This window comes from Frigoribacterium sp. PvP121, from assembly GCF_017833115.1.
GTDB classification, from domain to species: domain Bacteria; phylum Actinomycetota; class Actinomycetes; order Actinomycetales; family Microbacteriaceae; genus Frigoribacterium; species Frigoribacterium endophyticum.
Genome location: NZ_JAFIBR010000001.1, coordinates 1264075 through 1278417, shown reverse-complemented (window position 1 = coordinate 1278417; position 14343 = coordinate 1264075). Strand labels below are relative to the sequence as shown.

At 74.1% G+C, this 14343-nt stretch carries 15 protein-coding genes; 9 read left to right on the top strand and 6 right to left on the bottom strand.

Translation table 11 applies throughout. The features are described from left to right. Positions 1-29 precede the first annotated feature (29 nt). On the top strand, positions 30-998 hold the full coding sequence (locus JOE43_RS05970) for a hypothetical protein (protein ID WP_209515758.1): 969 nt from the start codon (positions 30-32) through the stop codon (positions 996-998). Between the two features lie 106 nt (positions 999-1104). Here JOE43_RS05970 and JOE43_RS05965 read toward each other — a convergent pair whose 3' ends face one another. Then, entirely contained in the window at positions 1105-2688 is a 1584-nt protein-coding gene (locus JOE43_RS05965) for a GMC family oxidoreductase (protein ID WP_245187120.1), read from the bottom strand. An 11-nt stretch (positions 2689-2699) separates the two neighbouring features. After that, complete coding sequence (locus JOE43_RS05960; protein ID WP_209515753.1) at positions 2700-4187, bottom strand: alpha/beta fold hydrolase; 1488 nt, start codon at positions 4185-4187, stop codon at positions 2700-2702. Between the two features lie 181 nt (positions 4188-4368). On the opposite strand from JOE43_RS05960, the gene JOE43_RS05955 reads away from it, so the two are divergent. From JOE43_RS05955 to JOE43_RS05935, 5 genes are all read left to right on the top strand, one after another. Then, positions 4369-5334, top strand: a complete 966-nt coding sequence (locus JOE43_RS05955) for a helix-turn-helix transcriptional regulator (RefSeq protein ID WP_209515743.1) — start codon at positions 4369-4371, stop codon at positions 5332-5334. Then, positions 5306-5542 (top strand): hypothetical protein, encoded by a 237-nt coding sequence (locus tag JOE43_RS05950; RefSeq protein ID WP_209515740.1) that lies wholly within the window; start codon positions 5306-5308, stop codon positions 5540-5542. The genes JOE43_RS05955 and JOE43_RS05950 overlap by 29 nt, the downstream gene beginning before the upstream one ends. A 102-nt stretch (positions 5543-5644) precedes the next feature. Then, positions 5645-5992 carry a hypothetical protein gene (locus JOE43_RS05945; RefSeq protein ID WP_209515737.1) on the top strand — a complete coding sequence of 116 codons (348 nt, stop codon included), beginning with the start codon at positions 5645-5647 and terminating at the stop codon, positions 5990-5992. A gap of 335 nt (positions 5993-6327) precedes the next feature. Then, positions 6328-8022: a ribonuclease J gene (locus JOE43_RS05940; protein ID WP_056052293.1), complete on the top strand. Its 1695-nt coding sequence runs from the start codon at positions 6328-6330 to the stop codon at positions 8020-8022. Between the two features lie 203 nt (positions 8023-8225). Next, complete coding sequence (locus JOE43_RS05935; protein ID WP_209515734.1) at positions 8226-8423, top strand: hypothetical protein; 198 nt, start codon at positions 8226-8228, stop codon at positions 8421-8423. A 31-nt stretch (positions 8424-8454) separates the two neighbouring features. Here the strand turns inward: JOE43_RS05935 and JOE43_RS05930 are convergent, their stop codons facing one another. After that, positions 8455-8859, bottom strand: coding sequence for an ATP-dependent DNA ligase (locus tag JOE43_RS05930; protein ID WP_209515731.1), 405 nt, complete (start codon positions 8857-8859; stop codon positions 8455-8457). Positions 8860-9300: 441 nt separating this feature from the next. Between JOE43_RS05930 and JOE43_RS05925 the strand changes: the two genes are divergently transcribed. Continuing rightward, complete coding sequence (locus JOE43_RS05925; RefSeq protein ID WP_167258029.1) at positions 9301-9687, top strand: MmcQ/YjbR family DNA-binding protein; 387 nt, start codon at positions 9301-9303, stop codon at positions 9685-9687. Between the two features lie 88 nt (positions 9688-9775). On the opposite strand, the gene phoA is transcribed toward JOE43_RS05925, so the two are convergent. Both phoA and JOE43_RS05915 read right to left on the bottom strand, forming a co-directional pair. After that, positions 9776-11650: an alkaline phosphatase gene (gene phoA, locus JOE43_RS05920; protein ID WP_209515728.1), complete on the bottom strand. Its 1875-nt coding sequence runs from the start codon at positions 11648-11650 to the stop codon at positions 9776-9778. A gap of 229 nt (positions 11651-11879) precedes the next feature. Then, complete coding sequence (locus tag JOE43_RS05915; protein ID WP_167258025.1) at positions 11880-12485, bottom strand: TetR/AcrR family transcriptional regulator; 606 nt, start codon at positions 12483-12485, stop codon at positions 11880-11882. A gap of 154 nt (positions 12486-12639) precedes the next feature. Between JOE43_RS05915 and JOE43_RS05910 the strand changes: the two genes are divergently transcribed. Together JOE43_RS05910 and JOE43_RS05905 are read left to right on the top strand one after the other, a co-directional pair. Continuing rightward, positions 12640-13350, top strand: a complete 711-nt coding sequence (locus tag JOE43_RS05910; protein ID WP_056052281.1) for an SDR family oxidoreductase — start codon at positions 12640-12642, stop codon at positions 13348-13350. 246 nt (positions 13351-13596) lie between these two features. Next, positions 13597-13776, top strand: coding sequence for a hypothetical protein (locus JOE43_RS05905; protein ID WP_209515725.1), 180 nt, complete (start codon positions 13597-13599; stop codon positions 13774-13776). Between the two features lie 110 nt (positions 13777-13886). On the opposite strand, the gene JOE43_RS05900 is transcribed toward JOE43_RS05905, so the two are convergent. Next, a complete protein-coding gene (locus JOE43_RS05900; RefSeq protein ID WP_056052276.1) occupies positions 13887-14342 on the bottom strand; it encodes an SRPBCC family protein in 456 nt (151 codons plus the stop codon). Position 14343: the final 1 nt, after the last annotated feature.

Below are 14343 nucleotides of genomic sequence, written 5' to 3'. Positions count from 1 at the left end.
GTGTCGGAGGCCGCGGCTAGCGTGACGCCGTGCCGGAACCGATCGCGAGGTGGTGGGCGCGACGCCAGTGGTCGCGCGGCACCGACGTGCCCTACGAGGTGGGGCGGTTCCGCGAGGCGTGGGCGTCGTTCCCCGTGCTGATCCGGCAGTATCGACCCGAGTTCAACGGCGGCGTCGTGCTGACGCAGATCCCGCCCGCCGCCGACGTGTGGCTCACCTGGCTCTGCGACGCCGGCCACCTCGTCGTGGCGACGCCCGACGAGCAGCGGTCCCGACCGGGGCGTGAACGACGGCGGTCGTCGTGGTGCGCCGACTGCACCGAGCTCGCCCGGCCCCGCACGCCGAGCCTGCCGATGGCGGCGACGGTGCGCCTGCCGGGCGACAGCCCCCTCGTCACGGGGCCCGTGGCCCAGCCGAGCGGAGCATCGACGCGGGGCCGTGAGCTCGAGGCGACCTGGGCGAACCGGCGGTCGACGGCGGGCGCCTCGGGCGGGCGACCGGTCCGGGCCCGCGCACCCCGCGCCTCCCCCGGGCTCTGCCGCGCGACGCCCGACCTGCCGCCGGGCGAGCCGTTCGTCAGCAGCTGCGCACCGCCTCCGGCCTCCGCCGTCGAGGCCCAGCTGCGGGCCGACCTCACCGAGCGGCTGGAGTTCACGCCCGGGCAGAACGCCGTCCGGCTCGGCAAGCCGTTCTTCGACCACGTCGAGGCCTGGCCCGACATCGTGCTGCCCGAGCTGCGGGTGGCGATCGAGTACGACAGCACCGGGCGGCACGGGCTAGAGCACGTGGGGAAGCGCGAGGACGCCGACCGCCGTAAGGACCGTGCCCTCCGCGGCGTCGGCTGGGAGGTCGTGCGCGTCCGGACGGGCAAGCTGCCCGCGCTCGGGCCGTACGACCTGCAGGTCGGCGGCCTGGGGCGCACGACGGTGCCGCTGCTGCTCGACCGGCTGCGCGAGATCCGCGGCGACCTCCTCGTCGACGCCTGGCTGCGCCGCTGACGCGATGCGCGTCGCGCAGCGCGCGTGAGGAGAACGTCGAGGTGACTCGTCCTGCACCCTCTCCGCGGCGGGGGGCCCAGGTCGAGTCACCTCGACGCGGCTGCGGCTAGGCCGCGACGACCTCGTGGCTGGTCGTCTCCGCCGAGGAGGCGGTGATGCCGACCGAGGCGAGGTACCGCTCGGCCGTGCGCAGGCCGAGCGCCATGATCGTCAGCGCCGGGTTCGCGACCACGGCGCTCGGGAACACCGAGTTGTCGCAGACCCACAGGTTGGGCACGTCGAAGCTGCGCCCCTCGGCGTCGACCACGGCCTCGGCCGGGTCGGTGCCCATGCGGCAGGTGCCGATGGTGTGAGCGGTGCGGGCCAGCACCCGGACGTCGCGCCCGCCGGCGGCCTCGACGATGGCCGTCATGGTGCGGACGGCGTGGCGGTCGAGCGCCTTCTCGTTCTCGCCGGGGGTGAAGGTCACGACGACCTTGGGCACGCCGAAGGCGTCGAGCTCGTCGGTCAGCTCGAGGGTGTTCTGCTCGTACGGCAGGCACTCCGCGTTGATGCCCACGCCCGCCATGTAGCGGTACGAGTGCATCGCGTCGACGAGCTCGCTGCCCCAGAGGCCCGCACCACGGGCGAGGGTCGTCGCGAGGGTGAGGGGCATGACGCCGAGGCTCTGGATGAGGTAGCCACCGACGAAGTCGGCGCCCTCGGGCCGGTAGAAGTCCTCCGAGATGATCGACGACGGGTAGCCGCGGTGGCCGCGCATCTCGTCGTCGAAGGTCGCCCAGACCTGCGTGGCGCCGTGCGCCATGAAGTTCTTGCCGACCTGGCCGCTGCTGTTCGCGAGCCCCGTGTGCAGCAGGAGGCGAGGCGTCTCGACGCCGCCGGCGCAGAGGAAGAGGGCCGCCGTGCGCTGGCGGTGCTCGACGCCGTCACGGACGTAGACGACCGCCGAGACCTCGCCGGCGTCGTCCAGCTCGATGCCCGTGACGACCGAGTCGGCGCGGATCTCGGCGCCGTCGCGGACGGCCTTGGGCAGGTAGGTGGTGTCCATGCTCACCTTGGCGCCGTTGCGGCAGCCCTGGTGGCAGCCGCCGCAGTTCACGCAGGCCTGGCGGAGGCCGCCGCCCTCCTGGCTCCAGTCACGGGTGACCAGCGCCGCCGGGGCGTCCGTCGCGCGGATGCCGAGGGCCTCGCAGCCGCGCAGCATCATGTCGCTCGACGCGTTGCGCGCGGGCGGCGGGAGCTCGTACGACCGCGAAGCGTCCCACGGGTACTCGGCGGGGCCGGAGACCCCGACGAAGCGCTCCACCCGCTCGACGTAGCCGATCAGCTCGTCGTGGTCGACGGGCCAGTCGACGCCCTGGCCCGTGAGCGAGCCCAGGGTGAGGTCGCGCGGGTCGGGGCGCGGCGTGAAGGCGCCCCAGTGCAGGGTCGAGCCGCCGACGCCCTTGCCCGAGTTGTTCTGCCCGAAGGCCGTGGGGGTCTCGCCGCCGCTGAGGCGCTCGTCCATCCAGTTGATGACCACCGCCTCCGCCTCGTCCGACGTGTAGTCGGCGGGGCCGAGGTTCGAGCCGGCCTCGAGGGCCACGACCCGCAGCCCGGCCGCCGCCAGCTCGGCGAGGATCGGCGCACCGCCCGCGCCCGTGCCGATCACCACGGCGTCGACGACCTCGTCGTCGGCGTACCTGGTCATGTCGTCCAGCTTCATCGGACCACCTCCATCCGGGGCTCCCAGCCCTCTCGTTCACCGGCGGCGAGCCGGCGGAATCCTTGCATGCGCAGGCCGTCGCCGCCGTTGGCGAAGCCGTCGAAGCCGATCTCCTCCATCGTCGCCGGGTGGGCGAGCCACTGGCGGACGAGGTCGACCCTGACGTCTTCGAACCAGGCCGTGAGCTGCGCGACCGTGAACGGGTGCGCCTCGTCGTCGCGAGGCGGCCCCTCGTCGCCGTCGGCGCCGTGGTGCGAGCTGCCGCCGCCGCTGTCGCCGTGCGCGACGAGCTCGGGGTCGGGGTCGCCGGCGACGATGGCCGTGACGAGGTCAGACCGCTGCTCGGCGCTCATCGCGGTGACGCCGACCAGGGCGTCGAGGCCCGTGCGGTAGGCCTCCGGGTCGCTCGGCAGGTCGGCGTTGCGCCAGCCGTCGCCCTCGCCGCGGGCGAGCTGCGCGTCGACGCGGGCCGCCAGGTCGATGGCCGCGCCGCGCTGCGGCACGACCAGGTCGGCCAGGGTGCGGAGCGTGGTCAGCTGCCGGTCGTCGAGGACGACCGGGCGGTAGTCGGTGTCGTCGGCCACGGCCCGACGCGCGAGGATGCCCCGGGTCTTGGCCGTCGTGCGGGCGGAGGCGAGGGTGGCCACGAAGTCGGGCGACGGAGCCGGGCCCACGCCGGCCTGCTCACGCCAGAACGTGGCGACCGCGTCGGCCACCTCGTCGGGCCGCTCGAGGGGGAGCAGGTGGCCGGCGCCGTCGAGCACGAGGTGCCGGGCCCGCGCGTAGACGGGGCCGTTGACCCGCCGCTGGGCGTCCGGGCCGAGGTCGCCGTCGGCGCCGCCCGCGACGATCAGGGCGGGGAGGTCGAGCACGCCGACCTCGGCCGACCAGTCTTCGCGGCTGCCCTGCTCGAGCCACGCCTGCCAGGCCTCGCCGGAGGCGCGGCGCACGTCGGCGACGGCGGCCGCGTCGGCCGCGGGGTCGAGGGGCGCACCGACGTTGGCGTCGACGAACTCGCGGGCGGCGGCCTCGTCGAGGGCGCCCGTGCCCGCGCCGCCGCCGACGGCCTCGCCGTCGCGGCCGGTCACCCAGCCGATCATCGCCTCCCGGCGCTCCTCCTCCATCGGCTCCGGCGACGGCGGGGAGGCCGCGAGCAGCACGACGCCGGCGAGGCCGAAGACGCCGCCCTTGCCGGCCAGGGTGCGCGACGCGACGATCGAGGCGATCTTGCCGCCCATGCTGTGGCCCACCAGGAACCAGCGCGAGGCGCCGCTCTCGCGGATGCGCCGGGTCACGAGCCGCACCATGTCGTCGACGGTGACGCCGTCGCGGGTGTCGGCGTCGCCGAAGCCGGGGAGGTCGAGGGCGACGACGTCGACGACCCCGCGGAGCCGCTCGGCCACCCCGTCGAACTCGCGCGCGCTCGACCCGAGGGCGTGCAGGCAGAAGGCCACCGGGAGGGGGCGCGTCTCGGTCGACGTCATGGGTTCTCCTACTGGGTCGCGAGAGGGAAGTACAAGCCCCTTGACAGTACGGACGACCCCCGACAGAACTCGCAGCCGGGGTACGGGCTCGGCCCCCGGCCGCTCCGGGAGCGGCCAGCCGGCGGAGAGGGGCCCTGACAGGGCGCCCTCCCGGGGGCCGTCCCGTCGTACCGTCGTGGGCATGGACATCGACGCGACGAGCACGGAGACCGAGATCCGCGACTTCCTCACCAGCCGGCGCGCACGCGTCCGGCCCGAGCAGGTCGAGCTGCCGGGCGGCCCCGGCCGTCGCGTGCCCGGGCTCCGCCGCAGCGAGGTCGCCCTGCTGGCCGGGGTCAGCGTCGAGTACTACACGCGCCTCGAGCGAGGCCGGCTCGGCGGCGCCTCCGCCGCCGTCCTCGACGCGCTCGGCACGGCCCTGCTGCTCGACGACGCCGAGCGCGCCCACCTCGCCGACCTCGCCCGTGCCGCCCGGGAGTCGCCGCTGGCGGCCCGGCGTCGCCCCCGCCCGCCGAGCCGCGTCTCGCGGGCCATGCAGCTCACCCTCGACTCGGTGACGGCGGGCCCGGCCTTCCTGCGGAACGGCCGGATGGACGTCCTCGCCGAGAACGCCCTCTTCCGCGCGCTCTACAGCGACCTCTACGCGCTGCCCGAGCGCCCGGTCAACCTCGCCCGCTTCGTCTTCCTGCACCGCGACCTCGCCGAGCGCTTCTACCCGTCGTGGTCGGTCGCGGCCGACATCAACGTCGCCATCCTCCGCACCGAGGCGGGCCGCGACCCGCACGACCGCGCCCTGCACGACCTCGTCGGCGAGCTCTCGACCCGCAGCGACGCGTTCCGCGTCCGGTGGGGCGCGCACGAGGTGCGCCACCACGTCTCCGGCCAGAAGCGCTTCACGCACCCGGTGGTCGGCGACCTCGAGATGGTCTACGAGGCCATGGAGCCCATGGGCCAGCCGGGGCTGAACCTGCTCGTCTACGCGGCCGAGCCGGGCTCGCCCACGGAGGAGCGCCTCCGCCTCCTCGCGAGCTGGGCCGCCACCGTCGACGCCGACGCGGTGCCCGCCCCCGGCGACCCCGACGCCGCCCGCCCGACCCGAGCCCCTGAGGAGGCAGGCCGTGCTGAGCGTCCCCGACCGCCCCGCTGAGCCCGGCTGCGGCGACGTCCGCACCGCCGCCTCCCCTCGCCCCGTCCGCCCCGGGCTGCGCGCCCGACTCGCGACGTGGTGGGCAGCCACGGCCGAGATCACCGAGCTGACCCGCGACCGGGAGCAGGAGGCGCGGGTGCGCGACGAGATGGCGGTGCGCCTCGCTCCCGGCCCCGGGGCCTTCGCCGACCTCTTCCGTCGCCGCTGACGACGCGCCCCGGGCAACGGCGGGCAGACCCGGGCCGGACACGGCAGGATGGTCGTCGGCCGCCCGCCCGGCGGCACCGCCCCGACCGTCGAGGAGAAGCCCGTGCCCCGTCTGACCTCGGAGGAGCTCGACGGCTGGGTCCGCGAGTTCCACGCCCTCGAGCAGGCCCACCCGTCGTCGCCGCAGGCGGTCGACGCGTCGTGGGACGAGTCGATGGTCGACACCGCCCTCATCGTCGTGCGGCTCGAGACCTCGGGCACCGAGGTCTTCCTCCGGCGCGAGATCGGCGGCTCGCCCGAGTGGACGGTCACCTTCGAGGCCCGCGAGCGCGACGCCCGGGCGACCGCCGACCAGGTGCTCGCCCTCGCCCACGAGGTCGGCTCGGTGGCGAGGCTCTGCGCCTTCCTCACCGAGAAGACGACCGAGCACATGGAGCGCCTCGCGCGCTGACCCCCGCGGCCGCCCGCCGCCTCCCGTTTTCCCACTTGGGCCCCACTCGTGACATGCTCAGGGGAGAACGAGGCCGCAGGACGCCGTCTCGCCGGCGAGCCGCGGTCACGACCGGGCCTCCGCACGACACCCGCCCTGCACCTCACGGCCGTGCCGGTCTCCTCACGGGAGCCGCCCACGGCCCGCACCACACGGCGTCGTCGCCCTGCCTCCACGGCCTGCGACCACGCCCTCCACGACATCAGGGAGACCGGCAGAACGTGCCGGCTCCCGACCGCGAGGCCCGCTCGACCGCGTGCTCCGCTCAGCGACACCCCTCCGACGGAAGAAGACCGATGTCCACGATCAAGCACGAGCTCGACCTCAAGAAGCCCCAGCCCCTGAAGCGCGGCGCGCTCCGCGTCACCCCGATGGGCGGCCTCGGCGACGTCGGCCGCAACATGACCCTCTTCGAGCACAAGGGCAAGCTCGTCGTCGTCGACTGCGGCGTGCTCTTCCCCGAAGAGACCCAGCCCGGCATCGACGTGATCCTGCCCGACTTCACGGCGCTGCGCGACCGTCTCAAGGACGTCGAGGCGATCGTGCTGACGCACGGTCACGAGGACCACATCGGAGGCGTGCCCTACCTCCTCAAGGAGCGCCCCGACATCCCCCTGGTCGGCTCGAAGCTGACGCTCGCCTTCATCACGGCGAAGCTGCAGGAGCACAAGATCACGCCGATCACCCACGAGGTCGCCGCGGGCGACCACCACCAGGCCGGCCCGTTCGACCTCGAGTTCGTGGCCGTGAACCACTCCATCCCCGACGGCCTCGCCGTCGCGCTCCGCACGAGCGCCGGGCTCGTCCTGCACACGGGCGACTTCAAGATGGACCAGTTCCCGATGGACAAGCGCATCACCGACCTCAACCACTTCGCCCGCCTGGGCGACGAGGGCGTCGACCTGTTCATGACCGACTCGACCAACGCCGAGGTGCCCGGCTTCACGACCGCCGAGAAGGACCTCGGCGCTGCGATCGACCGCGTCTTCCGCGAGGCGCCCAAGCGCATCGTCGTCTCGAGCTTCGCCAGCCACGTGCACCGCATCCAGCAGGTGCTCGACACAGCCCACAAGCACGGCCGCAAGGTCGCCTTCGTCGGTCGCTCGATGGTGCGCAACATGGGCATCGCGTCCGACCTCGGCTACCTGAACATCCCGCAGGGGCTCGTCGTCGACCTCAAGCAGCTCAGCAAGATGCCCGACAAGAAGATCGTGCTCATCTGCACCGGCTCGCAGGGCGAGCCGATGGCGGCGCTGTCGCGCATGGCCAACCGTGAGCACATCATCAAGGTCGGCGAGGGCGACACGATCCTGCTCGCCAGCTCGCTGATCCCCGGCAACGAGAACGCCATCTACGGCGTCATCAACGGCCTGATCCGCTGGGGCGCGACGGTCGTCCACAAGGGCAACGCGAAGGTGCACGTCTCCGGCCACGCCAGCGCCGGCGAGCTCACCTACTGCTACAACATCGTCAAGCCGAAGAACGTGCTGCCCGTGCACGGCGAGTGGCGCCACCTCACGGCCAACGCGGACCTCGCCATCGCGACCGGCGTGCCGGAGGACCGCGTGCTCGTCGTCGAGGACGGCGTCGTGGTCGACCTCGACCGGGGCCGCGCCAGCATCGCGGGCCGCATCCCGGCGCCCTACGTGTTCGTCGACGGCGCCACGATCGGCGTCGCGACCGAGGACGCCCTGAAGGACCGCCTCTCGCTCGCCGAGGAGGGCCACATCACCGTGCTCGGCATCTTCGACGAGGGCGCCCAGAAGCTCGTCGACCCGGTCGAGTTCATCCCCCGCGGCTTCGTCGAGGCCGCCGGCTGGGAGAAGCAGGCCGAGGACGTCGCCGAGAAGGCGCTGCAGCAGGCCACGGCCCGCGGCAAGATCGACGGCGAAGCCGCCGAGCAGGCCATCGAGGACGGCCTCAGCCGCTGGTTCCTCCGCCGCCACCGTCGCACCCCGGTCATCACGACCGTGGTCGTCGACGCCGACTGAGCCGACGGCACCCCGCACCACCCGCCCGCACAGGCGCCCGAGAGCCCCGGAGGTCACGACCTCCTGGGCTCTCGGCGTGCGCGCCCTACCTCGCGCACCGCGCCTCCGGCAACCCCCCACGACGGTCAGGCTCGTCGGCGTACCGTCCAGGTCAGCCCACCGGTGCGTCGACGAGGACGCCCCCGAGGGCGGAGGAGGCGCGCATGACCACCACGGACCGCATCACGTCGACCACGGCGCCGGGCCCCACCCTCGCCCGGGAGCTGCCCTCGCGCGACTGCCCGGCGTGCGGCGGCCCCCGCACGATGAGCGGCCGCGTCGTGCCGCACGGCATCCACGTCGTGCGCTGGCGCTGCCACCGGTGCGGGACGTCGCTGACCACGCAGGGCCGCGACTGCTGACGCCTCCCCGGCACCTCGCCGAGCGACGGTGCTACCCGACGGGCGGCCGTGCCCGACGTGTCCTCGGGGGCTCCGGGCGGTCGCTGGCCCAGTCGACCTGGGCGCCCGCCGACCCCGGCAGCATCGTGCTCGGGTCGAGTTCGGGCTCGGGCTCCGGGCGCAGGCCCCGACCGGAGGCGGCGCCGGCGTACAGCGCGTCGAGCCATGTCGGGTTGATGTCGATCGCTCGACTGCCGGCGAACTTGAACCGCAGCCCGATGGTGGGCGCGAGCCAGACGGTCGACCGGCCGTCGCCGGTCTCGATCGGCTCCTTCCAGGAGAAGACGAACGACTCGCCCGCGCGGAACTTGTTGACGATGACGATCTGGAGGTGGGCGAGGAGGCGGTCCTCGACCTTGAACTCGAGCTGCTCACCGTCGTAGACGATGTATCCCATGGGGTGCTCCGTTGATGAGGCGCACGGACCGTGCTGGGCAGCGGGGTCCGGGCTGCGGTGGGGTGTGTCCGTGCGGGGCACCCCGCACTGCGCCAGCCCGTTCAGCGGCGCCGCCCTCGGCGGCGTGACCACGTCGGTGACGCGCCCGCTCGGCTCTCCTCAGGTGCCCAGGCTAGCGGTCGTGACGGGCCGTGGCGGCAGGGACCCGACCCGAACGGGGCCCTGCCGCCGCTCCCCCGGGCCCGACCGGCGAGAGCACGCCTCGGCCACCTGAACCCCGGCCGAGACTCCCTCACGATGCCGGAGCGTGACCGGCCCAGGTAGTTCTGGACATAAGGCGCTCCGCGGGGTAGGGCTGCGTCACGGACGTCGTCGTAGGCTCGTGCTCGTCGTTCCGCCCGCGCGGCCGCCGCCCCCGCCCCCCCGACCCCCGGAGGAGACATGCACGCCGACTCGCTGCAGGAGCGCGCCGCCGCCCGCGCCGAGGAGCTGCCGGGTGCCGGCCTCGAGCACCCCTTCGGCCCCGACTGGGAGGTCTGGAAGGTGCGCGGCAAGGTCTTCCTGCTGATGGCCGAGGTCGCCGGCCAGCCCGTCGTGACGGTCAAGGCCGCCCCCGACGACGCGGCCGCGCTGTGCGCCCAGCACGACGACGTGTCGCCCGGCTGGCACATGAACAAGCGGCACTGGATCACCGTCCGGCCCGGCGACGACGTGCAGGCCGACCTGCTCGACGACCTCGTCACCGAGTCGTACCTCCTCGTCGTCGAGGGGCTCCCTCGTGCCCGGCGCCCCGTCGACCCCGCCACCTTCGCGGGCGGCGTGGGCTGAGGCGGCGAGGCCCGGGGCAGGACGACGGGAGGCGCGGTGCCGTCGGGCACCGCGCCTCCTGTGATCTGCCGGTCGCCCGGCCCGTCCGCTACAGCTGGGCGCCGGAGTGGTCGATCACGGAGCGGCGGCGACGACGCGCGACCAGCACCGCACCGGTGCCCGCGAGCATCAGCGCGAGGAGCAGCGCGGGGACCACGTCGGAGCCGGTGAAGGCCAGCGGGCCGGAGCCCGAGGCCGTCGTGCCGGCGCCGCCGGCGCCCGTGCCCGAGCCGCCGGGGACGGCGGCGGGGGTCGGCGAGGCGCTGGGGGCCGGGGTGGGCGCGCCCGCCGCGACCAGCACGTCAGCGCGGAGCTCGACGCCCGACTGCACGCCGATCAGCGTCAGCGATCCGGCGCCGAGGGCGGTCGGGGCCGTGACGGTGAAGGTCGCGACGCCGTCGACGACGTCGACGTAGCCGAGGTCGACGGGGTCGCCCGACGCCGGGGTGTAGACCCCGGAGACCTGACGGTCGCCCTCGACGCCCGAGGCGGTGACGGTGAAGTCGGTGCCGGGGGCGACCTCGGCGGGGGCCGAGATCGTGCCGTCGGCGCTCAGGCCGTCGAGGTCACGGTCGAGCTCGAGCGCGTTCACGATGGTGAAGAAGTTGTCGGTCTGGTCGATCAGGCCGACGACGTTCGCGGCGCCGGGGCCGTAGCCCGCGACGCGGAGCTGCGTGCCCGTGTGCTGCTGCGAGCCGCCGGCCGCGGCGGTGCCGTAGGCGATCTTCATCGTGCTGCCCTCCGTGGTGAGGAGCGCGGTGCTGAGCGTCGCGGGGGGCGTGCTGTCGACGATCTGGCTGGTGTGCGCGTGGTCGGCGGTGACGATGACCATCGTGTTCCCGTCGGCCTTCGCGAACTCGAGCGCGGCCTGCACGGCCTCGTCGAGGTCGAGCACCTCGCCGATCTGGCCGCAGGCGTCGGCGCTGTGGTCGCGCTTGTCGATGGAGGCGCCCTCGACCTGGAGGAAGAAGCCCTGGTCGCCGTCGAGCAGGTCGATCGACTTCTCGGTCAGCGAGCGGAGCGAGAGGTCCGTCGACAGACGGGCGGGGTTCGGCGTGCACGCCTGGGGCGCGAGGTCGGCTCCGCCGACCGTCGCCGTGCTGGGCGCGAAGCGGGTCGGGAAGTTGCCGTCGGTGAAGGTGCCGAGCACCGGCGAGGCCTGGTCGGCAGCCGTCAGGGCGCCGAGGCCGGCGGCGTCGCCGACGACCTGGTAGCCGCGGTCGGCGGCCTGGTCGAAGAGCGACTCGCCCTGGTACTGGCCGGCGCGGGCGGTCTGGCGGAACGACGCCGAGCCGCCGCCGAGGGTGAGGTCGGCGCGCGTGCCGATGATCTGCTCGCTGATCGAGCCGAGACCGCCCTGGTCGAGGGCGTCGGCGCCGCACTGGGTCACCGAGTCGGGGCCGTAGCAGCTGCGGGCGGCGACGTGGGCGGCCTGCACGGCCGGCGTCGCGTCCTGGATCTCGGCGGTCGACACGTTGCCGGTCTTCTTGCCGTTGGCCTTGGCGATCTCGACCAGGGTGTCCTGCGGAGTGCCCGCGATGTCGACGGAGATCGCGTTGTCGTAGGTCTTGGTGCCGGTGGCCCAGGCCGAGCCGGTGGCGGCGGAGTCGGGCACGTAGTCGGGCTTGCCCGCCTTCGTCAGCGAGTAGGTCGTGTACTGGCCGGTGAGGGGCAGCGCGTCGATGCCGGGCAGCTCGCCGCCGGCGCCGTACTGGTAGTTGCGGGCCGAGGTGATCTCGGAGTCGCCCATGCCGTCGCCGATGAGCAGGATGACGTTCTTCGCGGGGCCGGCCTGCACGGAGTCGAGCAGGGCCTGCGTGCTGTCGTCGGAGCTGCGGGCGGCGCCGCCGTTCTCGGCGACGTCGGCGGGGGTCGCCGCGAACGCGGCTCCGGGGAGGAGGGCCACGGAGGCGGCGAGCGCCATCGCTCCCGTGGCGAGGGCCGCGCGGGTGCGGCGGGTGGTGGTGACATCGTGTGGTCCAGCTCCAGGTGATCGGTGGTGCGGGGGGAGGTCGTCACCCCCTGATCGGGGGACCGTCACAGTGCAGTCGGGCAGGGTGAACGGCCGGTGTCGCCGCGGAGTCGCCCGAGTGACCGCAGCCCAACGAGTTGCACACTGTGCACCGACACGGACGCCCCCGCGTCGCCGCTCGTCACTGCCCGCGGAGCACGACCTCCAGCTGAGCCCTCAGCGCCGCCACGATCTCGGGCACCTCGAGCGACTCGTCGACCGCGGAGGCCATCGCGACCATGAGCACGGCCGAGACGACGCGGGCGAGCACGGCGGCCTCCTCGGGGCTCCGACCGGCACGGTCGGCGACGATGTCGGCCAGCGCCTCCTCCGTCCTGGCCACGATCGCGAGCGCCGCCGCGTGGTGCGGCTCGGCGGCGTCGCCGAAGACCATCTCGCGCAGGTAGGTGCGGCCGTTCTCGACGTGGCTGCGGTTGCACTCGACGATCGGCGTGACGAGGGCGACCACCGCGTCGACGAGCGCCGCCTCGCCGGCCGCCGCGGCGAGGCCCCGCTCGAGCGCGCGCTCGTAGGCCGCGTTCTGCGCCAGCAGCAACAGCTCGCCCTTCGAGCGCGCGTAGAGGAAGAGCGTGCCCGCGCCGACGTCGGCGGCCTCGGCGACCTGCTGCGTGGTGACCTCGTCGACGCCGTGCCGCGAGAACAGGTCGGACGCGGCCCGGGTGATGCGCTCGAGCTTCTCCTGCTTGTTGCGCTCTCGACGGCCGAGCGGGGCGGATGTCGACGACATGGGAACTCCTGGAATGAGAACTGACTCCGCTCAGTTGTGACGAGGGTCAGTCGCTGGCGATCGGGTACGCGCACCGCATCATCCCACTCACGAGCGACGACGACCCGCCCGGGGCGACGCGACCGCACCGCCCCGACACCCTGGAAGGAACCCCATGACCACCATCCGCGACTCCGTCGTCCTCGTCACCGGCGCCAACGGCGGCATCGGCACCCGCTTCGTCGAGGCCGCCCTCGCCCGGGGCGCCGCGAAGGTCTACGCCACGGCCCGCACCCCGCGCAGCTGGAGCGACGAGCGCGTCGTGCCGCTCACCCTCGACGTCACCGACGCCGCATCGATCGCCGCCGTCGTCGAGGCGGCCCCCGACGTCACGGTGCTCGTCAACAACGCCGGGGCGAACGCCCCCGAGCCGGGCATCCTCGCGAACACCGACGCCGAGATCCGCGAGAACGTCGAGACGAACTTCTTCGGCCCCCTCTTCCTGGCCCGCGCCTACGCCCCCCTGCTCCGCGCCCACGGCGGCGGCACGGCGATCATCGACATCCACTCCGCCCTCTCCTGGTTCGCGGTCGCCGGCATCTACTCGGCGACGAAGGCCGCGCTCTGGTCGGCGACGAACTCGCTCCGCCTCGAGCTGCAGCCCGCGGGCGTGCAGGTCGTCGGCGTGCACGTCGGCTACGTCGACACGGCGATGGCCGCCGGCGTCGACGACGCGAAGACCGACCCCGCCGTGCTCGTGGCCGACGTGCTGGACGCCCTCGAGGCCGGTGAGCACGAGGTGCTCGCCGACGAGACCTCGCGCCAGGTGAAGGCCGCCCTGTCGGCGCCGCTGGAGGCGCTCTACCCGCAGCTCGCCCGCGGCTGAGCGACGGCGACTCCGGGCCGGCCCGCGCGACGTCCGGCGCCGGCCCGGGAGGCGCGGGCCGACGACCCGAGGGAGGCGCGGCCGTGTCTCCGAGCACGCTGGGAACGGGGTACGATCGCTCGTCGACGACGGACGCCCGGGGGCGGGGCCGGACGCGCCTCCCGCCTCCTACTGGGGGCAGCACGTGGAGGACTCCGTGACGCACCATCGTCTGACGCACCCCGCCGTGACACCCAGGAGAACCGCATGACCACGCCTGTCGCCCCGCAGACGCCCGAGCTCGCCGCCCCCAACGCCGCGACCGCCCCGGCCCACGCCCCGCGCCGCCCGTCGTACCGCGACGACGACGTCGCCCCCGCCGTCTGGGACACCGCCCGCGAGGAGCGACTGCGCCTCGCGCCCCCCGCCGCCGCCCCGATCGGCTGACGCCCGGCGGCCCGCGCCGGCGCCCCACGACGACGAGACGCCCCGCGCCGGTCGACCGTGGTCGTCCGCCGCGAGGCGTCTCGGGGAGTGCGGGGGTGAGCCCGGCCGGGTCAGGCCTGGACGTCACCGCGCCAGGCGCCGTCGGCCTGGCCCTGCGACTCGATGTACTCCTTGAAGTTCTGGAGGTCCTTCTTGATCGCGCGGTTGTCCTGGCCGAGCGACGAGCCGACCTTCTCCAGGAAGCCCTCGGGCGTCCAGTCGATCTGCACCGTGATGCGGGTCTCGGAGTCGCTGAGCTTGTGGAAGGTCACGACGCCGGCGTGGTCGACCTCGCCGCCCGTGCTGTTCCAGGCGACGCGCTCGTCGGGGTGCTGCTCGGTGATCTCCGCCTCGAACGTCTTCTCGACGGGGCCGACCTTGACCTTCCACACCGTGAGGGTGGGGGTGGTCTGCGTGATGGACTCGACCTCGTCGAGGAACTTGGGGAACTCCTCGAACTGGGTCCACTGGTTGTACGCGACGGAGACGGGGACGCTGACGTCGACGGTCTCGATGGCCTGTGCCATA